Source organism: Enterobacter sp. 200527-13, assembly GCF_027924865.1.
Classification (GTDB): Bacteria; Pseudomonadota; Gammaproteobacteria; order Enterobacterales; family Enterobacteriaceae; genus Enterobacter; species Enterobacter ludwigii.
Window position 1 is genome coordinate 1,896,157 of sequence record NZ_BSCM01000001.1, and the last position, 20,253, is coordinate 1,916,409.

The window sequence follows — 20,253 nt, forward strand, 5'->3', positions numbered from 1 at the left end:
TCTTTTCCTTTTTAGTTTATCCAGTGCGATATCCCGCTGAGCAGTAAATTAATCAACGCGGATAATGACGATAATCCTGCGTTTTCCCTGATCGCATCCAGCGCAAGCAGCACAATAAATACCCAGAGATAAGGATTCATCTTTGAAATGCATAAGATTAAGAGGGCGGAGTATATCGCGGAATGAATCGGAGGAGAGACTGCGAAAAATGATAGCCTGAAAATCAGTGGGCACCTTAACGGTGCCCTGATGGTTCTCAGATAACCTGTGTAGCGAACAGCAACGCGTTACGGTGTCTGGTCATTCCACATTTTCTGATGGCGTGTATACGCATATTGCGGCGGGATTGTGCTTCCAGCCAACGAGCCTTGCGACGACTCACCTGTCGCAACATGCGCCAGCGCCCTACTTCTGTTCTACTGCGCTTCATGTTTACAACTCTTTCTCTAACAGAAACCCCATTATAAACCCAACCCCGCAGCAAACCAGCGCTTTTAACTGGCGTTTTTATTTGCCAGATGATTCCTGATGCGTACACTCATAACAATACGCTTTCAAAAGGATTTTTTTACCTATGACAACCTTCTACACCGTGGTGAGTTGGCTGGTCATTCTGGGATACTGGCTGTTAATCGCGGGTGTGACTTTGCGCATCCTGATGAAGCGCAGAGCCGTACCCTCTGCCATGGCCTGGCTGCTGATAATCTACATCCTGCCGCTGGTGGGGATTATTGCCTATCTCTCTTTCGGTGAGCTACATCTGGGTAAACGCCGTGCCGAGCGTGCCCGCGCCATGTGGCCTTCAACCGCCAAATGGCTCAACGATCTCAAAGCCTGCAAACATATCTTTGCCGAGGAGAACAGCAGTGTTGCCTCCTCGCTGTTTAAGCTGTGCGAACTCCGTCAGGGCATTGGCGGCGTTAAGGGCAACCAGCTCCAGTTGCTGACCTCCTCGGATGACGTCATGCAGGCCCTCATCCGCGATATTCAACTGGCTCGCCATAATATCGAGATGGTGTTCTATATCTGGCAGCCTGGCGGAATGGCCGATCAGGTTGCAGAATCGCTGATGGCCGCTGCGCGTCGGGGCATTCATTGCCGCCTGTTGCTGGATTCCGCTGGCAGCGTCGCCTTCTTCCGTAGCCCCTGGGCGGGCATGATGCGTAATGCCGGTATTGAAGTGGTTGAGGCGCTGAAGGTCAATCTCTTGCGTGTGTTTCTGCGCCGGATGGACCTTCGCCAGCACCGTAAAATGATCATGATCGACAACTATATTGCCTATACCGGCAGCATGAACATGGTTGACCCGCGGTTCTTCAAGCAGGACTCGGGTGTCGGGCAATGGGTAGACCTGATGGCGAGAATGGAGGGGCCCATTGCCACCTCGATGGGTATCGTTTATTCCTGCGACTGGGAGATAGAAACCGGGAAACGTATCCTGCCGCCGCCACCGGATGGCAATATCATGCCGTTTGAAGAAGCCAGCGGGCACACCATCCATACTATCGCTTCCGGACCGGGCTTCCCGGAGGACTTGATCCATCAGGCGTTGCTGACGGCCACTTACGCAGCGCGTGAATATTTGATCATGACCACCCCCTACTTTGTTCCCAGCGATGACCTGCTGCACGCCATCTGTACCGCGGCACAGCGCGGTGTCGATGTGAGTATCATCTTGCCACGCAAAAATGACTCGCTTCTGGTGGGCTGGGCCAGCCGGGCATTCTTCAGTGAACTGCTGGCTGCGGGGGTGAAAATCTACCAGTTTGAAGGCGGATTACTCCACACCAAGAGCGTGCTTGTCGACGGCGAGTTAAGTCTGGTGGGTACGGTTAACCTGGATATGCGCAGTCTGTGGCTGAACTTTGAAATCACACTGGTGATCGATGATGCCGGCTTTGGCGGCGATCTGGCCGCGGTCCAGGATGATTATATCTCCCGCTCGCGACTGCTGGATGCCAGACTGTGGGTTAAACGCCCGCTGTGGCAGAGAATTACCGAACGACTGTTTTACTTCTTTAGTCCGTTGCTGTAAAACGTGCCCAACGATGTTAAACAGGTAGTCATCATGGAAATGGATCTGAACAATCGCCTGACCGAAGACGAAACGCTCGAACAGGCCTATGACATTTTTCTCGAACTGGCGGTTGATAACCTCGATCCCGCAGACGTGATCCTCTTTAATCTCCAGTTTGAAGAGCGCGGGGGCGCCGAGTTGTTCGACCCTTCTGAAGACTGGGCTGAACATGTGGATTTCGACCTTAATCCTGACTTCTTTGCCGAAGTGGTGATTGGCCTGGCCGATGAAGATGGCGGTGAAATTAACGACATCTTCGCCCGCGTCCTGCTGTGTCGCGAGAAAGACCACAAGCTGTGTCATATTCTCTGGCGCGAATAATAAAAAAGGCTGCGATTGCAGCCTTTTTTATTTAATCCGGTAACTCACTTCCGCACTGATTACAAAACCGCGCGCTGTGTTCATGTTCACCCTGGTGACATTTCGGGCATTTTCGTTGCGCCTTACGGTTCTGAAAGGCGCTGCTCATGTGCGTAGTAATGAGCCCTGTCGGGACCGCAATCACCGAATAACCAATCAGAATCAGTACCGAGGCGACAATCCGTCCCAGCGGAGTGTGAGGGGCTATATCACCATAGCCAACGGTCGTAACGGTCACAATCGCCCAATAAACAGAAGCATTCAGCGTTGAGAAGCCATTCTTCGGCCCTTCTATCAAATACATCAGCGCGCCGAATATCACCATGACGATGGCAATAAATGAGTAGAACAGGATCAGTTGATGCCGCGCGCTGACGATGGCACTCCAGAATATCCGCAATGACGGCATAAACCGCAGCAGTTTAAGAATGCGTAACACCCGAATAACACGCATCGCTCGCCAGGCAAAAACATAGCTCAGACTGATTTCCGGCCATAGCCACATGACATAGAGCGGCAGGATCGTGGCTAAATCAATAAATCCCCATAAGCTGAAGACATATTTGGCCGGATCAGGCCAACAGAATACCCGCAGGAAATATTCAGCGGTAAAGACCAGCGTAATGACCAGCTCCAGCCAGACAAAAAGATGCCATTCTTCCAGCGTCAGGTGATACTGCGTTCCGACGCCCGATTCGATAAAAATGATCACCACGCTGAGCAGCGCAAACAGCGCGCAGAGGGCTTCAAAACGCCGTCCGGTTACCGTTTCAGGATCGAATAAAAGATGATAGAGCCGCCGACGGACGGAGGTGAATAATCGCGACACATTAACCTCGCAAATAATAAGGGCTGACATCATGTCAGCCCTTGCGATTATAACGGGTCTACTTTCAGGCAGGAAACCGCATGTCGGAAACTGCCCTCCAGAACCGGACGTGTTTTTGCACATTCCGGCCCGGCCATCGGGCATCGCGTACGGAATACACAACCGGACGGCGGGTTAATCGGGGACGGTAATTCACCTTCCAGAAGCTGGATGGTTTTATTTTTTTCCAGATCCGGATCGGGAATCGGTACCGCAGACATCAGTGCCCGGGTATATGGGTGCAGTGGGTTATGGTACACCTCATCGTAAGTCCCTAATTCTACCGCATGACCCAGATACATCACCAGTACGCGGTCAGAAATGTGTTTCACCACCGCGAGGTCATGCGCAATGAAGATCAGCGACAGCCCCATTTCACGCTGCAGTTTCTGCAGCAGGTTAACCACCTGCGCCTGAATAGAGACGTCCAGCGCCGAGACGGGCTCGTCACAGATAATCAGCTTCGGCTCAAGGATCAAGGCGCGGGCGATACCGATACGCTGGCACTGACCACCGGAGAATTCGTGCGGGTAACGGTTGACGAGGTTAGGCAACAAGCCCACTTTCATCATCATTGCCTTCACACGGTCGCGTACTTCCTGACGCGGCATCTTCGGATGATAGGTCCGCAGTGGCTCAGCAATGATCTCCCCGATGGTCATACGCGGGTTCAATGAGGCCAGCGGATCCTGGAAAATCATCTGGATGTCGCTACGCACATCGCGCCACTCGTCTGGCTTCATGCCCAGCAGATCTTTACCCAGCCAGGCAACTTTGCCGTCGGTGGCTTTCACGAGGCCTATGATGGCACGCGCAAACGTGGATTTACCGCAGCCGGACTCACCCACCACCCCCAGGGTTTCCCCTTCATACAGACGAAGCGTTACGCCATCGACCGCTTTCAGGGTTTTCGGCGGCTGCCAGAACCACTGTTTTCCGTCTTTAATGTCGAAATGCACCTTAAGGTCAGCAATTTCGAGCAGGACATTTCTTTTTTCATCTAATGCGTTCATACCAGATCCTCCTGCGGCTTAAAGCAGGCGCGCAGACGGCCTGGTGCAAACTCTTCCAGCGGCGGCGCGGTATTGCAGATTTCCATCGCGTGCGGGCAGCGTGGCTGGAACGGACAGCCTTTCGGCAGACGCAGCAGGTTTGGCGGGTTGCCAGGGATGGTCAGCAGGGATTCCCCTTCTGCATCGAGGCGCGGCACTGCATTCAGCAAACCAATGGAGTAAGGGTGTGCAGGCTGGTAGAACACGTCGCGCGCCTTACCATATTCCATGGTGCGACCGGCATACATCACCAGTACCTTGTCACAGATACCGGCCACTACGCCCAGATCGTGAGTGATCATGATAATCGCGGTGTTGAACTCACGCTTAAGCTCGTTCAGCAGCGTCATGATCTGTGCCTGGACGGTCACATCAAGCGCGGTGGTCGGTTCATCGGCAATCAGCAGTTTTGGCCGGCACATCAGCGCCATCGCAATCATGACACGCTGACGCATACCGCCGGAGAACTCATGCGGGAACATGCGCATACGCTTGCGCGCTTCCGGCATTTTCACCGCGTCGAGCATTTTGACGGACTCCTCAAAGGCTTCTGCTTTGCCCAGGCCTTTGTGCAGCATCAGCACTTCCATCAGCTGCTCGCCGACACGCATATACGGGTTCAGCGAGGTCATCGGGTCCTGGAATATCATCGAAATCTGCTCAGCGCGCAGCTTGTTCAGCTCGTATTCCGGCAGGTTGAGGATCTCACGCCCGTTGAATTTGGCGGAACCGCCAATGACACCGTTAGACGCCAGCAGCCCCATCAACGCAAAGGCGGTTTGGGATTTACCGGAACCCGACTCGCCCACGATCCCCAGCGTTTCACCCGCACGCAGGTTGAAGTTGAGATCGTTCACGGCGGTCACATCGCCATCCGGCGTTTTAAAGGTCACGCGGAGGTCTTTTACGTCCAGCAGAAGGTTACCCTGCTGTTGCGCCTGTGGCGCAGTGGCCGTTTCAATAATCGTCATGACGGCGCTCCTTAACGGTCTTTCGGGTCGAGGGCATCACGCAGGCCATCGCCGATAAAGTTGAAACAAAACAGGGTGACGACCAGGAAGCCCGCCGGGTACAGAAGCAACCACGGTGAGACTTCCATTGAGTTTGCACCATCACTCAGAAGCGCGCCCCAGCTGCTCAGTGGCTCTTGTGTACCCAGACCCAGGAAGCTCAGGAAAGATTCAAACAGGATCATGCTTGGTACCAGCAGCGAGGCATATACCACCACCACGCCGAGCACGTTAGGAACGATATGGCGAACCACAATATTACCGGTGGAGACACCGCCCACCTGCGCCGCTTCGATAAACTCTTTACGCTTAAGACTCAGCGTCTGACCACGAACGATTCGCGCCATATCCAGCCAGGACACCATCCCGATTGCCACGAAGATCAACAGGATATTCTGGCCAAAGAAGGTCACCAGCAGGATAACGAAGAACATGAACGGGAAGGAGTTTAAGATTTCCAGCATACGCATCATGACGGAGTCCACTTTACCGCCAAGGTAGCCTGAGAGTGAGCCGTAAAGCGTACCCACGATCACCGCCACCAGGGCGGCAGCAATACCAACCATCAGCGAAATGCGGCCACCGATAGCGACACGCACCAGCAGGTCGCGCCCTGAGGAATCCGTACCAAAATAGTGCCCGGACGTCATATCGGGTGCGCTGGACATCATGCCCCAGTCGGTGTCGAAATAGGTAAATTGCGACAGAATCGGCGCCAGGATGACAAACAGCGCGATGAGCACCAGAACAACCAGGCTGGCGACCGCGGCGCGGTTATGCATAAAGCGACGACGGGCGTCTTGCCAGAGGCTACGACCTTCTACTTCCAGTTTTTCACTGAAGTTTTCCAGCGCCTCGCTGTTTTTCTTACTCAACATCATGGCGTGCTCCAGTATCAGTAACGGATTTTCGGGTCGATAACGGCATACAGCACATCGACGATAGCGTTAAACAAAATGGTCAGTGCGCCGACAAGGATTGTCAGGCTCAGTACCAGTGAATAGTCGCGGTTCAGCGCACCATTAACGAACAGCTGACCAATGCCCGGCAGACCGTAGATGGTTTCGATAACCATTGAGCCGGTGATGATCCCAACGAATGCCGGCCCCAGGTAGGAGAGCACGGGCAGGAGTGCAGGCTTGAGTGCATGGCGGAATATAATCCGGCGCATCGGCAGCCCTTTCGCACGCGCGGTACGGATGAAGTTCGAGTGCAGGACTTCAATCATGGAACCGCGGGTGATACGCGCGATACTGGCGATATAAGCCAGGGAGAGTGCCACCATTGGCAAAATCATGAACTTCAGCGCCCCACCGTTCCAGCCGCCTCCGGGCAGCCATTTCAGCGTAATGGCAAATATCATCACCAGTAATGGCGCGACAACGAAGCTGGGTATAACCACCCCGGTCATCGCCACCCCCATTACGGTATAATCCCATTTGGTATTTTGTTTGAGCGCGGCAATAACGCCCGCGGTGACGCCGAGAACGACGGCAAGGATGAATGCTGCAGCACCCAGTTTCGCCGAGACAGGGAAGCTGGACGCCACCAGGTCGTTAACGGAATAGTCTTTGTATTTGAATGACGGCCCAAAATCACCGTGCGCCAGTTGCTTCAGATAGTTGAAGTACTGCGTGGAGATAGGATCGTTTAAGTGATACTTCGCTTCGATATTGGCCATCACTTCCGGTGGCAGCGTACGTTCACCGGTAAATGGACTTCCCGGCGCGAGACGCATCATAAAGAAGGAAATCGTAATTAGAATAAATAACGTTGGTATCGCTTCTAAGCAGCGACGCAGGATAAATTTCAACATTGCCCGTACCTTCTGGCGTGTGCCTGATGAATGTTACAAAGTAGACACAGTGGGGCAAGCCAGGCCTGCCCCACGTATTGCCATTAATGCTTGATAATATAAAGATTCTTAACGGAAATATTATCCAACGGGTCTTTACCGGTATAACCCCCTACCCACGGTTTCACCAGGCGGGCGTTAACGTAGTAATAGACCGGTACAATTGCAGAGTCTTTATCGAGCTGCTCTTCTGATTTCGCGTACAGATCAGCGCGCTGCGCATCGTCTGTGACTTTCAGCGTATCTGTAATGATCTTATCGAATGCCGGGCTCTTATAGTGCGCGGTATTATTCGAACTGTCACTCAGCATGGTGTTCAGGAAGGATGTTGGTTCGTTATAGTCCGCACACCAGCCGGCACGCGCCACGTCGAACGTCCCCTGATGACGGGTATCCAGGAAGGTTTTCCACTCCTGGTTTTCCAGCTTCACGTTCACGCCCAGGTTTTTCTTCCAGATAGACGCGACGGCGATAGCCAGTTTTTTATGCAGGTCAGACGTGTTGTACAGCAGGTTAAACGTCAGCGGCTTGTCAGCGGTATAACCGGCTTCAGCCAGCAGTTTTTTCGCTTCTTCGTTACGTTTTTCCTGTGACCACTTGAACCACTCAGGCTCAACCAGTTTCATACCGTCGGTATAAGGAGGGGTATAGCTGTATGCCGGCAGGTCGCCCTGGTTTTTCACTTTGTTCACGATAATATCGCGATCCAGTGCCAGCTTCAGCGCTGTACGCACGCGCACATCGGTGAAAGGTGCTTTCTGGTTGTTGATTTCGTAGTAATAAGTGCAGAGATACGGATCAACATGCACTTCTTTCGGGATCTCTTTTTTCAGCTTCTGGAACAGTTCAATCGGCATGTTGTTATAGGTCATGTCGATTTCGCCGCTGCGGTAACGGTTAACGTCAGTGACTTCAGAAGAGATTGGCAGGTAGGTTACCTGATTAATGACGGTTTTCGCGTTATCCCAGTACTGCGGGTTACGCTCCAGAACCATACGTTCGTTGACCACCCAGTCTTTCAGTTTATAAGCACCGTTGGTCACGATATTGGCAGGCTGGGTCCATTTTTCACCAAATTTTTCCACCGCGGATTTTGGTACCGGGGAAACGGACGGGTGAACCAGTAATTTGTAGAAGTACGGAACAGGCTCGCTCAACGTCACTTCAAAGGTATTGGCATCAATCGCTTTCACACCCAGGTCGGTGACCGGTTTTTTACCGGCGATGATGTCATCAATATTGGCGATGTGGCCATATTGCAGGTAGCTCGCATACGGAGAGGCGGTGGTTGGATTCGCCAGACGCTGCCAGCTATACACGAAATCTTCGGCGGTAACCGGCGTACCGTCGGACCATTTCGCATCTTTACGCAGATGGAAGGTCCAGACTTTGAAATCTTTATTTTCCCATTTTTCCGCCACACCCGGTGCCGGGTGGCCGTCTACGTCGGTCACCAGCAAGCCTTCGAACAGGTCGCGGTTGACGTTAGACTCCGGAACACCTTCAATTTTGTGCGGGTCAAGAGACTGCACTTCCGCACCGTTGTTACGAACCAGCGTCTGTTTCTCAGCCAGTTGAACGCCTGCAGGAACGTCCGCAGCCATTGCAGCGTTGCCCGCGATTAGCGCAGTTAAAATCCCCGCCGCTACCAGATTTTTTTTTGTGATGATGGACATTGTGTTGGTACTCCACTCATTATAATTACTGGCCTTCGCCAGCTGTGTAATCCCCTGTTGGGGCCTGTACAGCGCAGGAGTTTTTTTTGCTGCTGTCAGGTTCTTCTTTTTACTTCTTGCTATCACCGACTTTTTTATTACTGACCGCTCGTATGGCCGTCTTGCGTCGATTCTTCACAGGTCTCCCCTGTCTGAGGCCTGTGCTGGATATCTGAGAAGAGGACTATATGAAAATAATTCTCATCTGCTTGTTTTATGCTGCAAAATATTAGGCCGGAAAGTATCAAATGGCGTAAACGCGCGCCAATACATTTTGCAAATTTGTTAAGCAATTCTCTTTTACGGTGAGTGCCGTATCTCGGGGGGCAGCCCTGCCTGACAACAAATACCGCATAAAAACATTTGTATTCAATATGATAGAGAAAACATTCTCTACAAGCGCGTCGCTGCGCTATCATCGAGTGGTTTTGTACAAAAATTTAACAACTAATTATTATTTAGCACATTCCTCTAGGGGAACGTTGAAATTACTAATATCATTTCGGTTATGACTCAGCAAGCCCCAGAGTATCATGTGAGTAAAATAACAGATCGATTGAAGGTTTTATGCGCAGAGAGGCACGAAGCAAATTGATAACTTATTGAAATATAAGAAAAGCGGATTATTAGTAGAATTTATTATGATATGTGAGCATTTCAACTTTAGTTATATGATTTGCTGATAATCACGTAAAAAAACGGAGCCGCAGGCCCCGTTCTTTCATTTGAAATATTAGTGCAGTAAGCCGGGGAAAATGCTTTTAATACCGGTGACAATAAATTCGATGCCTAACGCCATCAACAACAGCCCCATGATACGCGTAATGACGTTGATGCCCGTTTGCCCCAGCCAGCGCACCAGCCAGGGTGCCATGCGGAAAACACCCCAACAACACAGTGCGAAGATAGCGATGGCGACAGAAAAGCCAATCAGGTGCATCAGGCTATGGTAACGTGTTCCCCAGACAATGGTGGAACTGATCGCACCAGGCCCTGCCATTAAAGGCAACGCAAGCGGGACCACGCCGATACTTTCGCGAATGGCGGTTTCTGATTTCTCCTGTTTGTTCTGTTTATCCTCACCCAGCTTACCGCTGATCATCGACATGGCAATGGTCACCACCAGGATGCCACCTGCGATGCGGAAAGAATCAATTGAAATGCCGAACAGCTGGAGAATGGCATCACCCAGGAAAAGCGAGGTGAGCAAGATAATGGCCACTGACAGGTTAGCGGTGAGGTTGGTTTTGTTCCTGGCCGCCGCCGTCTGGTAACTGGTCATACTAATGAAGACAGGGATGATCCCTACCGGGTTGACCAGGGCAAACAGACCAATAAAAAATTTAAAATACGTTGGAAAATCAAAGAGCGTTTGGATCACGTTTTGCTCCGCTTATGCACATGCCCGGGACTGACACTTTGTCATGAAAAATCGCGCTGAAGATACGCTTTTTATGAGCATACTTCACCAGAAATCTGTGCCTAAACGTTATCCTTTCAGGATGTTAAACAGATGTAGAATCCGTGATAGCGTCGCTTCCAATAGTTACTTAATTATTTAACACTGGAAATATCTACAATAAATAACCCTGCTGAAAGGTATCAGCTTGGGGAAAAATTGACGCAGATCATGATTTTCGTACTCAGAAGTGAGTAATCTTGATTACGCCCCCCAGGAAGGTCACCTGTCACAAAGGGATGATGTTAAGGTAAGGCTCTTTTAGTAAGTTAGCGCGCCAGAGCATAAAGTAACTCTTTGTTTTACTTTATCTAACGCAAGTCGTAGTGGCTCTGTCTATACTGTCAGACGTATCGAGCGCTGGTTTACTAAAAGAGTTTAAACATTATCAGGAGAGCATTATGGCTGTTACTAATATCGCTGAACTGAACGCACTCGTCGAGCGCGTGAAAAAAGCCCAGCGTGAATACGCCAATTTCACCCAAGAACAGGTTGATAAAATCTTCCGCGCGGCCGCTCTGGCTGCTGCAGATGCTCGAATCCCTCTCGCTAAAATGGCCGTTGCTGAATCCGGCATGGGTATCGTTGAAGATAAAGTGATCAAAAACCACTTTGCTTCAGAGTATATCTATAACGCCTATAAAGATGAGAAGACTTGCGGCGTCCTGGCTGAAGATCATACCTTCGGTACCATCACCATTGCTGAACCTATCGGTATTATTTGCGGTATCGTTCCAACGACTAACCCAACGTCTACCGCCATCTTCAAATCGCTGATCAGCCTGAAGACCCGTAACGCAATCATCTTCTCCCCTCACCCACGAGCTAAAGATGCCACCAACAAAGCAGCGGATATCGTGCTGCAGGCTGCTATCGCTGCGGGTGCGCCAAAAGATCTGATCGGCTGGATCGACCAACCGTCTGTTGAACTGTCTAACGCCCTGATGCACCACCCGGACATTAACCTGATCCTGGCAACCGGTGGTCCTGGCATGGTTAAAGCAGCATACAGCTCCGGTAAACCGGCTATCGGTGTAGGTGCGGGTAACACGCCTGTTGTTATCGACGAAACGGCCGATATTAAACGTGCTGTTGCATCTGTACTGATGTCTAAAACCTTCGACAACGGTGTTATCTGTGCGTCTGAACAGTCCGTTGTTGTTGTAGATTCCGTCTATGATGCGGTTCGCGAACGTTTCGCCAGCCACGGCGGCTACATGCTGCAGGGCAAAGAGCTGAAAGCCGTTCAGGATATCATTCTGAAAAACGGCGCGCTGAACGCCGCCATCGTTGGTCAGCCAGCCTATAAAATCGCTGAACTCGCCGGCTTTACCGTTCCGGCAACCACCAAGATTCTGATCGGCGAAGTTAAAGTTGTCGACGAAAGCGAACCGTTCGCTCACGAAAAACTCTCGCCTACGCTTGCTATGTACCGTGCGAAAGATTTTGAAGACGCGGTAGTAAAAGCGGAGAAACTGGTTGCAATGGGGGGTATCGGTCATACCTCTTGCCTGTACACCGACCAGGATAACCAGCCAGAGCGCGTTGCTCACTTCGGTCAGATGATGAAAACTGCGCGCATCCTGATTAACACCCCGGCTTCTCAGGGTGGTATCGGTGACCTGTACAACTTCAAACTCGCACCTTCCCTGACTCTGGGTTGTGGTTCCTGGGGTGGTAACTCCATCTCTGAAAACGTTGGTCCAAAACACCTGATCAACAAGAAAACCGTTGCTAAGCGAGCTGAAAACATGTTGTGGCACAAACTTCCGAAATCTATCTACTTCCGCCGTGGCTCTCTGCCAATCGCGCTGGATGAAGTGATTACTGATGGCCACAAACGTGCGCTCATCGTGACTGACCGTTTCCTGTTCAACAACGGCTACGCAGATCAGATCACTTCTGTTCTGAAAGCGGCTGGCGTTGAAACTGAAGTGTTCTTTGAAGTTGAAGCTGACCCAACCCTGACCGTAGTACGTAAAGGTGCTGAACTGGCGAACTCCTTCAAACCCGATGTGATCATCGCACTGGGTGGTGGTTCCCCAATGGACGCCGCGAAAATCATGTGGGTTATGTACGAGCACCCAGAAACACACTTCGAAGAACTGGCGCTGCGCTTTATGGACATCCGTAAACGTATCTACAAGTTCCCGAAAATGGGCGTAAAAGCGAAAATGATCGCCGTTACTACCACTTCCGGTACAGGTTCAGAAGTCACGCCGTTTGCCGTTGTAACCGACGATGCAACCGGTCAGAAATACCCACTGGCTGACTACGCGCTGACGCCAGACATGGCTATCGTTGATGCCAACCTGGTCATGGAAATGCCGAAATCACTCTGTGCGTTCGGTGGTCTGGATGCAGTGACTCACGCCCTGGAAGCTTACGTTTCCGTCCTGGCTTCTGAGTTCTCTGACGGTCAGGCTCTGCAGGCTCTGAAACTGCTGAAAGAAAACCTGCCAGCGTCTTATAATGAAGGGTCTAAAAACCCGGTTGCCCGTGAACGTGTTCACAGTGCAGCAACCATCGCCGGTATCGCGTTTGCTAACGCCTTCCTGGGTGTTTGCCACTCAATGGCACACAAACTGGGTTCACAGTTCCACATTCCTCACGGTCTGGCGAACGCCCTGTTGATCAGCAACGTTATCCGTTATAACGCGAACGACAACCCAACCAAGCAGACTGCTTTCAGCCAGTACGACCGTCCACAGGCACGTCGTCGTTACGCTGAAATCGCAGACCACCTGGGTCTGAGCGCACCGGGCGACCGTACTGCGGCGAAGATTGAGAAACTGCTGGCATGGCTGGAAAGTCTTAAAGCTGAGCTGGGTATTCCTAAATCTATCCGTGAAGCGGGCGTTCAGGAAGCTGACTTCCTCGCGCATGTTGATAAGCTGTCTGAAGATGCATTCGATGACCAGTGTACCGGTGCCAACCCGCGCTACCCGCTGATCTCTGAGCTGAAACAGATCCTGCTGGATACCTTCTACGGCCGCGAGTTCAAAGAAAATGACACTGTTGCTGTGAAAGTAGACGCACCTGTCATTAAAGCTGACAAGAAAGCGAAGAAAAACGCGTAACTGACAGCCTGATAAAAAACCCGCCTCTGGCGGGTTTTTTTATGTCTGCATTTTACTATGAAGGATTATTTGCGGTTGTCAGGCTGAAGCGCCGTCAGTGAGCCGACAATCAACGCTTCCTTATAATGCTTACGGCACACCGATACGTAGCGCTCATTGCCTCCTATGACCACCTGCTCGCCATCAGCATAGGGTTTTCCGGCCTGGTCGAGGCGAAGCACCATGCTGGCTTTACGGCCGCAAAAACAGATGGTTTTAAGTTCAACGAGTTTATCCGACCACGCAAGTAAATACTGGCTGCCGGCAAATAGCTCACCACGAAAGTCAGTGCGCAACCCATAGCACAGAACGGGAATATCAAGCTCATCGACAACCTCTGAAAGCGCATGAACTTGCTCACGCGTCAGAAACTGGCTTTCATCAACCAGAACACAATGGATGGGCTGTGAAGCATGCGCTGTGCGGATATCCTCCAGCAGGTCAGTTTGCGGGTTAAACAGCCTCGCAGGCGATGAGAGGCCTATTCTGGAACTCACCTTCCCTGCACCAAAGCGGTCGTCAATTTCAGCCGTATAAACAACGGTACGCATCCCACGTTCCTGGTAATTGTATGAGGATTGCAGTAGCGCTGTCGATTTCCCGGCATTCATTGCCGAATAGTAGAAATAAAGTTGTGCCATTGGCCGTAAAACCCTAATCAATGTGTAATATTACCGATGATTCATTGTACCATATTTTGTCTGGTTATCAGCGATACGACGCACAGACTATGCGGTTCAGCGCGAGGTTTACCGCCGGCATTTTGTAAAAATAATGCGTTAAAACATGAAGTAAACGCATCCACCCCAGCCAATATGTTATAGGGTCAGCCAAACATAACACTTCATTTTATAGTGGAATCATCGTTCATTAAAATTCACTATTTATTAACTATTTCTGCCTTAACATACCCGGTGTAAACTAATACAAAAGGCTGATATTTATCCGCCGCAACTATAATTCCTGAGGCAAATGTCACAAAAAAAAGATGCAATCGACTGCGTTAAGCCACTTTACGTGATAACAAGCGAGACTGGCGGGTTATGAAATTTAAGTTAGCGTAATTAATAATAGCGGCAATATTCACTATTTTTTGAATTCCTTACATTCCCAGCTATTGCACAACTGAATTTATCGCTCTATTATTAGGACAACAAACCACCCCCCATTATAAGTTTGAGATTACTACAATGAGCGAAGCACTTAAAATTCTGAACAACATCCGTACTCTTCGTGCGCAGGCAAGAGAATGTACCCTCGAAACGCTTGAAGAAATGCTGGAAAAATTAGAAGTTGTAGTTAATGAACGTCGCGAAGAAGAAAGCGCTGCTGCTGCTGAAATCGAAGAGCGTACTCGTAAACTGCAGCAATATCGTGAAATGCTGATTGCTGATGGTATCGATCCAAATGAATTGCTGAACAGCATGGCTGCAGCTAAAACCGGTACCAAAGCAAAACGCGCTGCTCGTCCTGCTAAATATAGCTATGTTGACGAGAACGGCGAAACTAAAACCTGGACCGGCCAGGGTCGTACTCCTGCTGTTATCAAGAAAGCAATGGACGAGCAAGGTAAACAGCTGGATGACTTCCTGATCAAGGATTAATCATCTCGCTTCCAGAAAAATCCCGCGTAATGCGGGATTTTTTTTACCCGCAATTTACCGCAAACATCCCCTTACACTCTGTCATAAAGCGTTATTTGGCTATTTAGCTTGCCTTACAATCGGACGTGATGACGGTGTGTTATGGGCATAAAAAAACCGGTGGGCAGAGCCTCACCGGTTCAGATCAAATGAAGCCTGAGTTATTTCTTAATACCCGCGCTCTCTTTGAGCCAGGCTTTAAATTCTTCACCGAGCGTATTGTGGCGAATGCCATATTCTACAAACGCCTGCATATAACCGAGCTTATTACCGCAGTCATGGCTCTTACCTTTCATATGGTAAGCTTCAACGGTCTCTTTCTCGATCAGCATATCAATGGCATCGGTAAGCTGGATTTCATCACCCGCTCCTGGAGGCGTTTTCGCCAGCAGAGGCCAGATTTCAGCACTCAGGACATAACGACCTACAACCGCCAGATTAGAAGGCGCTACGTCGGCTTTAGGCTTCTCAACCACGCCAATCATCGGCACGCTCTCACCCGGTTCAAGGTTAACGCCTTTGCAGTCAACAACACCGTAAGCGGTAACGTCATCCACAGGTTCAACCATGATCTGGCTGCTGCCTGTTTCATCGAAGCGTTTGATCATCTCAGCCAGATTGTCCTGAGAAAGATCTGATTCATATTCGTCCAGAATAACGTCAGGCAGGATCACCGCAACAGGCTCATCGCCTACAACGGGATGCGCACACATGACTGCGTGGCCCAGACCTTTAGCCAGGCCCTGACGCACCTGCATAATGGTGACGTGTGGCGGGCAAATAGACTGAACTTCTTCCAGCAGCTGGCGCTTAACACGTTTTTCCAGCATGGCTTCGAGTTCAAAACTTGTATCGAAGTGGTTTTCGATAGAGTTTTTTGATGAATGTGTAACCAGCACAATTTCAGTAATGCCGGCCGCGATACATTCGTTAACGACATACTGAATTAATGGCTTATCAACCAGAGGCAGCATCTCTTTAGGAATCGCCTTAGTTGCTGGTAACATCCTGGTCCCCAATCCCGCTACCGGGATGACGGCCTTTCTGACTTTCGAATTTAGGGCAGCCATTCAAATTCTCCTGAGCTGTTCAAGTTTTGAACTTTTATGCAATAAATAACGCGTTAAGTATATCAGCCTCATCCCGCAGTCCGGGTCTGAAAAGAACGCGTTGCCGATCAATTAGGACAAATACGCATGATTCCGGGCAGCGATAGTAGCACTCCCCGTAAATCACAGGTAAAGCAATCTTAAAATTAAGATCCAACTGCTTATTCCGTGGACAACATTAAGCGTAGCCGTCCCCCAGCACCCCAAATTTGGCACTGCCAGGAGGAACAGCGATGGCTAATTTGATTAAGATAAGCCGTACCCAATGTTCCAAGCGGGACACCGTTACTGACCTGAATATGATGTTCCCCGGTATTCAGCGAGGCATTAAGCCCCGCGGAAACGAGGATAAGATTTTTCAAACCGCTGTGGTAATAACCTACCAACAGCGGAAACTGTCCGGGTAAATTGGCCTGACGAAAAAGCTGGTTTACCTGTTTGAGTAAACTGCCTAACTCGGGAAGCCGCTGTCCCTGATGGGAGAGTTGTTCCTGCAGCAACCCGTTAAATAGCGCGCGAAGTAATAACGCGGCTAATACACCATTATCCCCTGCCCGGGTGACATCAAGACAATAAAATGCAAGGTCTGAATCCGATAATGGCGCAATATCGAGCACCAGCCCTGGCTGGTCAGCGGCCACCAGCTGACGATAATTCACACGACAGTGAGAAATATTTTGTTGTACCGGCGGTTGAAGTTCTTGCAACAGTTTCGCCGCCGCAGGGGGATTACTCACTAAGGCGTCCCAGTCCTGGAAAAGGCGTTCCTCTTCCTCAACCCGGGAATTAAACATATTTGGATAAAGACAGGCTAAGACGGTTTCACGAAGCCGGTTAAGATCTTTAACCGGTTTAAGCAGAATATCCTGAACCCCCAGACGCAAGGCTTTGGCTATATCCGCCATGTTCTCTGTGGCGGAAATCACCAGTATCGGCATCTGGTTGGCTTCATTGCGCAGATGTTCGACCAGCTTCAGTCCATTCATCCGTGGCATTTCAAGGTCACAAATCATCAGATCAGGCGTGATATTGACCATTTTTTCCAGCGCGTCGATGCCATCGTCAGCCAGTGAAGTGTTTGCCCCCAGTGATGATAACCACGAATCCAGTAGCGATCGGAAAACGGGCTCGTCTTCAACAATCAAAATGTGTTTTCCGGCCAATGGCTTCGTCATGGTTCCTCCCCTGGCTGACAGTAACTACATAGTGGCATGCTATCGGCACTGTCGCCTGTCAGATTTTGCTGAAGTAGTCAAAAAAAGGTGCTTAACGTGCTGTTCGCACAAAAGGCAGCAACTCATCTATTTTCTTTTCGACGGCTAACGAGCCCGCTGCGATGGCGGCCTCAGCCCGATGGAAATCAAGGGTAGAAATTTGCGGACAATACGGCTGAAGCAGAATATCCGGCGGGTCGCCAGCCATGCGGTTGCGCTTGAGGCGGTTCTCCAGGACCTGGATTGAGGTCGTCATAATTTCAATCGCCGTGGGTGCAGTTACCGCACGCCGGGCGGCCATGCGCCCGAGACGTCCGCGCAGACGCTCATGCCAGGCCAGTTTTTCGCCCTCGGCATCTTCACTCTGAAGATTGACTGGCATCAGGTCTTGTTGCATCAGATGAGCGTCGTGCTGTAAATCCACAGCAATAACGATATCGGCACCCATAGCGCGGGTCAGGGAAATGGGGACCGGGTTAACAACGCCTCCGTCGACAAGCCAGTAACCGTTGTGCGGAACAGGGGCCATTAAGCCCGGCATGCTGCAGGACGCGCGAACGGCAAGATGGATATCCCCTTCGGTAAGCCAGAGTTCGCGGCCGGTACTGAGGTTCGTCGCAACGGCACCGAAGGGTAACTGACAATGACTGAAGTCATCGAGAGGCATAATCTGACGGAACTGGTTAAAGACCCGTTCACCGCGCAGCAACCCACCGCGCTGCCACGAGAGATCCATCAGGCGCAATACGTCCCAGTAACTGAAGGAGCGTACCCAGGTTTCAAGTTCCGGAAGCTTTCCACACGCGTATGCGGACCCCACAAGCGATCCGATTGAACACCCTGCAACAATATCAACGTCAATGCCCATCTGCTTTAAGGCATTTATCACGCCGATGTGCGACCATCCCCGGGCTGCACCTGAGCCCAGCGCCAGTCCAATTTTAACCTTTCTCATTAGCCCTGTTTTACGTCCCCTGGATTCCTGACATAGCATCAACGCAACTGCTCAGTTAACATGGTGCTACCCGAAGCGTTTAACGCCCTTATTTTTTGTTCCAGGAAGAGAATCGTGTCTCAACTCTGCCCTTGTGGTAGCGCTCTGGAGTATAGCCTATGTTGCCAGCGATATCTGTCTGGCGATCAGGTTGCACCAGACCCGTCACACCTCATGCGTTCACGGTATACTGCTTTTGTGATCAAAGACGCAGACTACCTGATTAAAACCTGGCACCCGTCCTGCCACGCTGCCGATTTCAGACAGGATATTGAAGCCGGATTTGCTAATACCCAATGGCTCGGCCTTACCGTCTATGAATCGTCAACGGGAAGTGATGCTGATGAAGGTTATGTCAGCTTCGTTGCCCGCTTTATCGAACGCAATAAGCCCGGTGCCATTATCGAACGTTCCCGGTTCTTAAAGGAAAGCGGGCAATGGTATTATATTGACGGAACGCGCCCACAGTTTGGTCGTAACGATCCCTGCCCTTGTGGTTCAGGTAAAAAATTTAAAAAGTGTTGCGGGCAGTAATGCCTGACAACCCAGACTTCGCAAATACTCAAACAGGATTTCCCGGCGATGCAATCACTACAACGTAAAGTTCTGCGCACCATCTGTCCCGATCAAAAAGGGCTGATCGCACGAATTACCAACATTTGTTATAAGCATGAACTGAATATCGTGCAGAACAACGAGTTCGTTGACCACCGTACCGGACGCTTCTTTATGCGTACCGAACTCGAAGGGATTTTCAACGACACCACCCTGCTTGCCGATCTCGACAGCGCGCTGCCTGAAGGCTCCGTGCGTGAACTGACCCCCGCTGGCCGTCGTCGCGTTGTTATTCTTGTGACGAAAGAAGCCCACTGTCTTGGCGATCTGTTGATGAAAGCAAACTACGGTGGCCTCGATGTTGAAATCGCTGCCGTTATCGGTAACCACGAGACGCTGCGCACGCTGGTTGAACGTTTTGATATTCCGTTTGAGCTGGTCAGCCATGAAGGCCATACCCGTGAAGAACATGACAACCTGATGGCCAATGCTATCGAAGCGCATAACCCGGATTACGTGGTACTGGCAAAATACATGCGTGTGCTGACCCCATCTTTCGTGGCGCGTTTCCCGAACAAGATCATCAACATCCATCACTCATTCCTGCCAGCCTTTATCGGTGCACGTCCTTATCACCAGGCGTACGAACGCGGTGTGAAAATCATCGGCGCCACCGCGCACTACGTGAATGACAACCTGGACGAAGGCCCAATCATTATGCAGGACGTGATTCACGTGGATCACACCTATACCGCAGAAGATATGATGCGCGCCGGGCGTGACGTAGAGAAGAACGTACTCAGTCGTGCGCTCTATCAGGTGCTGGCGCAACGTGTGTTCGTTTACGGTAACAGAACGATTATTCTTTAATCGACAAGAAAATGAACTGGTTAGCTTTACAGCTTAACGCGTAAAATTCAGGCAACCAGTTTATTTTTATTGTGGTAACGCTTTACAGGGGCGTCTCATTTGATATGATGCGCCCCGCTTCCAGCAGGAAGCAGGCCAGTAAATAGCATTACCCCGTGGTGGGGTTCCCGAGCGGCCAAAGGGAGCAGACTGTAAATCTGCCGTCATCGACTTCGAAGGTTCGAATCCTTCCCCCACCACCATCTCTCAGCATTACCTCAAAATTTGAATTACCCCTGGTGGGGTTCCCGAGCGGCCAAAGGGAGCAGACTGTAAATCTGCCGTCATCGACTTCGAAGGTTCGAATCCTTCCC

General features: G+C 50.7%; 19 protein-coding genes and 1 tRNA gene. 7 read left to right on the forward strand and 13 right to left on the reverse strand.

Features of this window, described 5'->3' with window-relative positions; genetic code table 11:
- Positions 1 to 11 precede the first annotated feature (11 nt).
- Positions 12 to 140, reverse strand: coding sequence for a KPN_01571 family protein (locus QMG44_RS24300; protein ID WP_014170440.1), 129 nt, complete (start codon positions 138 to 140; stop codon positions 12 to 14).
- Between the two features lie 116 nt (positions 141 to 256).
- The gene (locus QMG44_RS09170; RefSeq protein ID WP_086463573.1) at positions 257 to 430 is read right to left on the reverse strand and encodes a YciY family protein; all 174 of its coding nucleotides are present in this window, start codon (positions 428 to 430) and stop codon (positions 257 to 259) included.
- Between the two features lie 144 nt (positions 431 to 574).
- On the opposite strand from QMG44_RS09170, the gene cls reads away from it, so the two are divergent.
- Together cls and QMG44_RS09180 are read left to right on the forward strand one after the other, a co-directional pair.
- On the forward strand, positions 575 to 2,035 hold the full coding sequence (gene cls / locus QMG44_RS09175; protein ID WP_014170441.1) for a cardiolipin synthase: 1,461 nt from the start codon (positions 575 to 577) through the stop codon (positions 2,033 to 2,035).
- Positions 2,036 to 2,068: 33 nt separating this feature from the next.
- Positions 2,069 to 2,398 carry an HI1450 family dsDNA-mimic protein gene (locus tag QMG44_RS09180; protein WP_006810881.1) on the forward strand — a complete coding sequence of 110 codons (330 nt, stop codon included), beginning with the start codon at positions 2,069 to 2,071 and terminating at the stop codon, positions 2,396 to 2,398.
- 31 nt (positions 2,399 to 2,429) lie between these two features.
- Here the strand turns inward: QMG44_RS09180 and QMG44_RS09185 are convergent, their stop codons facing one another.
- The 7 genes from QMG44_RS09185 to QMG44_RS09215 form a co-directional block, all read right to left on the reverse strand.
- Positions 2,430 to 3,299, reverse strand: a complete 870-nt coding sequence (locus tag QMG44_RS09185) for an ion transporter (RefSeq protein WP_086532416.1) — start codon at positions 3,297 to 3,299, stop codon at positions 2,430 to 2,432.
- Positions 3,300 to 3,313: 14 nt separating this feature from the next.
- On the reverse strand, positions 3,314 to 4,318 hold the full coding sequence (gene oppF / locus QMG44_RS09190; protein ID WP_014170444.1) for a murein tripeptide/oligopeptide ABC transporter ATP-binding protein OppF: 1,005 nt from the start codon (positions 4,316 to 4,318) through the stop codon (positions 3,314 to 3,316).
- Positions 4,315 to 5,328, reverse strand: a complete 1,014-nt coding sequence (locus QMG44_RS09195) for an ABC transporter ATP-binding protein (RefSeq protein ID WP_014170445.1) — start codon at positions 5,326 to 5,328, stop codon at positions 4,315 to 4,317. Before QMG44_RS09195 ends, oppF begins: the two co-directional genes overlap by 4 nt.
- Positions 5,329 to 5,339: 11 nt before the next feature.
- Complete coding sequence (gene oppC, locus QMG44_RS09200) at positions 5,340 to 6,248, reverse strand: oligopeptide ABC transporter permease OppC (protein ID WP_086532415.1); 909 nt, start codon at positions 6,246 to 6,248, stop codon at positions 5,340 to 5,342.
- 14 nt (positions 6,249 to 6,262) lie between these two features.
- Complete coding sequence (oppB, locus tag QMG44_RS09205; protein ID WP_014170447.1) at positions 6,263 to 7,183, reverse strand: oligopeptide ABC transporter permease OppB; 921 nt, start codon at positions 7,181 to 7,183, stop codon at positions 6,263 to 6,265.
- An 83-nt stretch (positions 7,184 to 7,266) separates the two neighbouring features.
- Positions 7,267 to 8,898: an oligopeptide ABC transporter substrate-binding protein OppA gene (gene oppA / locus QMG44_RS09210; protein ID WP_020882381.1), complete on the reverse strand. Its 1,632-nt coding sequence runs from the start codon at positions 8,896 to 8,898 to the stop codon at positions 7,267 to 7,269.
- 772 nt (positions 8,899 to 9,670) lie between these two features.
- Positions 9,671 to 10,318 (reverse strand): YchE family NAAT transporter, encoded by a 648-nt coding sequence (locus tag QMG44_RS09215; protein ID WP_014170449.1) that lies wholly within the window; start codon positions 10,316 to 10,318, stop codon positions 9,671 to 9,673.
- A gap of 479 nt (positions 10,319 to 10,797) precedes the next feature.
- Between QMG44_RS09215 and adhE the strand changes: the two genes are divergently transcribed.
- On the forward strand, positions 10,798 to 13,476 hold the full coding sequence (gene adhE, locus QMG44_RS09220) for a bifunctional acetaldehyde-CoA/alcohol dehydrogenase (RefSeq protein WP_025203929.1): 2,679 nt from the start codon (positions 10,798 to 10,800) through the stop codon (positions 13,474 to 13,476).
- Between the two features lie 65 nt (positions 13,477 to 13,541).
- Here the strand turns inward: adhE and tdk are convergent, their stop codons facing one another.
- Positions 13,542 to 14,156 carry a thymidine kinase gene (tdk, locus tag QMG44_RS09225; protein WP_025203928.1) on the reverse strand — a complete coding sequence of 205 codons (615 nt, stop codon included), beginning with the start codon at positions 14,154 to 14,156 and terminating at the stop codon, positions 13,542 to 13,544.
- Between the two features lie 549 nt (positions 14,157 to 14,705).
- Between tdk and hns the strand changes: the two genes are divergently transcribed.
- Positions 14,706 to 15,119, forward strand: a complete 414-nt coding sequence (gene hns / locus QMG44_RS09230; protein WP_008502781.1) for a histone-like nucleoid-structuring protein H-NS — start codon at positions 14,706 to 14,708, stop codon at positions 15,117 to 15,119.
- A 200-nt stretch (positions 15,120 to 15,319) separates the two neighbouring features.
- On the opposite strand, the gene galU is transcribed toward hns, so the two are convergent.
- The 3 genes from galU to rssA all read right to left on the reverse strand — a co-directional run bounded on the left by galU (position 15,320) and on the right by rssA (position 18,436).
- On the reverse strand, positions 15,320 to 16,228 hold the full coding sequence (gene galU / locus QMG44_RS09235) for a UTP--glucose-1-phosphate uridylyltransferase GalU (protein WP_014170452.1): 909 nt from the start codon (positions 16,226 to 16,228) through the stop codon (positions 15,320 to 15,322).
- Between the two features lie 200 nt (positions 16,229 to 16,428).
- Entirely contained in the window at positions 16,429 to 17,442 is a 1,014-nt protein-coding gene (gene rssB, locus QMG44_RS09240; protein WP_014170453.1) for a two-component system response regulator RssB, read from the reverse strand.
- 91 nt (positions 17,443 to 17,533) lie between these two features.
- The gene (gene rssA / locus QMG44_RS09245) at positions 17,534 to 18,436 is read right to left on the reverse strand and encodes a patatin-like phospholipase RssA (protein ID WP_032669742.1); all 903 of its coding nucleotides are present in this window, start codon (positions 18,434 to 18,436) and stop codon (positions 17,534 to 17,536) included.
- Between the two features lie 114 nt (positions 18,437 to 18,550).
- Here rssA and QMG44_RS09250 point away from each other — a divergent pair, with 114 nt between their 5' ends.
- The 3 genes from QMG44_RS09250 (at position 18,551) to QMG44_RS09260 (ending at position 20,142) form a co-directional block, all read left to right on the forward strand.
- Positions 18,551 to 19,009 (forward strand): YchJ family protein, encoded by a 459-nt coding sequence (locus QMG44_RS09250; RefSeq protein WP_025203926.1) that lies wholly within the window; start codon positions 18,551 to 18,553, stop codon positions 19,007 to 19,009.
- 48 nt (positions 19,010 to 19,057) lie between these two features.
- Complete coding sequence (purU, locus tag QMG44_RS09255; protein WP_014170456.1) at positions 19,058 to 19,900, forward strand: formyltetrahydrofolate deformylase; 843 nt, start codon at positions 19,058 to 19,060, stop codon at positions 19,898 to 19,900.
- A 157-nt stretch (positions 19,901 to 20,057) separates the two neighbouring features.
- Positions 20,058 to 20,142, forward strand: a tRNA-Tyr gene (locus QMG44_RS09260).
- Positions 20,143 to 20,253: the final 111 nt, after the last annotated feature.

Bases quoted from the DNA above. Each gene is read 5' to 3' on its own strand.
- QMG44_RS09195 (WP_014170445.1), bottom strand. From the start codon at position 5,328: ATGACGATTATTGAAACGGCCACTGCGCCACAGGCGCAACAGCAGGGT.
- QMG44_RS09185 (WP_086532416.1), bottom strand. From the start codon at position 3,299: ATGATGTCAGCCCTTATTATTTGCGAGGTTAATGTGTCGCGATTATTC.
- oppC (WP_086532415.1), bottom strand. From the start codon at position 6,248: ATGATGTTGAGTAAGAAAAACAGCGAGGCGCTGGAAAACTTCAGTGAA.
- adhE (WP_025203929.1), top strand. From the start codon at position 10,798: ATGGCTGTTACTAATATCGCTGAACTGAACGCACTCGTCGAGCGCGTG.
- oppB (WP_014170447.1), bottom strand. From the start codon at position 7,183: ATGTTGAAATTTATCCTGCGTCGCTGCTTAGAAGCGATACCAACGTTA.
- hns (WP_008502781.1), top strand. From the start codon at position 14,706: ATGAGCGAAGCACTTAAAATTCTGAACAACATCCGTACTCTTCGTGCG.
- galU (WP_014170452.1), bottom strand. From the start codon at position 16,228: ATGGCTGCCCTAAATTCGAAAGTCAGAAAGGCCGTCATCCCGGTAGCG.
- QMG44_RS09170 (WP_086463573.1), bottom strand. From the start codon at position 430: ATGAAGCGCAGTAGAACAGAAGTAGGGCGCTGGCGCATGTTGCGACAG.
- purU (WP_014170456.1), top strand. From the start codon at position 19,058: ATGCAATCACTACAACGTAAAGTTCTGCGCACCATCTGTCCCGATCAA.
- oppF (WP_014170444.1), bottom strand. From the start codon at position 4,318: ATGAACGCATTAGATGAAAAAAGAAATGTCCTGCTCGAAATTGCTGAC.
- rssA (WP_032669742.1), bottom strand. From the start codon at position 18,436: ATGAGAAAGGTTAAAATTGGACTGGCGCTGGGCTCAGGTGCAGCCCGG.
- cls (WP_014170441.1), top strand. From the start codon at position 575: ATGACAACCTTCTACACCGTGGTGAGTTGGCTGGTCATTCTGGGATAC.
- oppA (WP_020882381.1), bottom strand. From the start codon at position 8,898: ATGTCCATCATCACAAAAAAAAATCTGGTAGCGGCGGGGATTTTAACT.
- QMG44_RS09180 (WP_006810881.1), top strand. From the start codon at position 2,069: ATGGAAATGGATCTGAACAATCGCCTGACCGAAGACGAAACGCTCGAA.
- tdk (WP_025203928.1), bottom strand. From the start codon at position 14,156: ATGGCACAACTTTATTTCTACTATTCGGCAATGAATGCCGGGAAATCG.
- rssB (WP_014170453.1), bottom strand. From the start codon at position 17,442: ATGACGAAGCCATTGGCCGGAAAACACATTTTGATTGTTGAAGACGAG.
- QMG44_RS24300 (WP_014170440.1), bottom strand. From the start codon at position 140: ATGAATCCTTATCTCTGGGTATTTATTGTGCTGCTTGCGCTGGATGCG.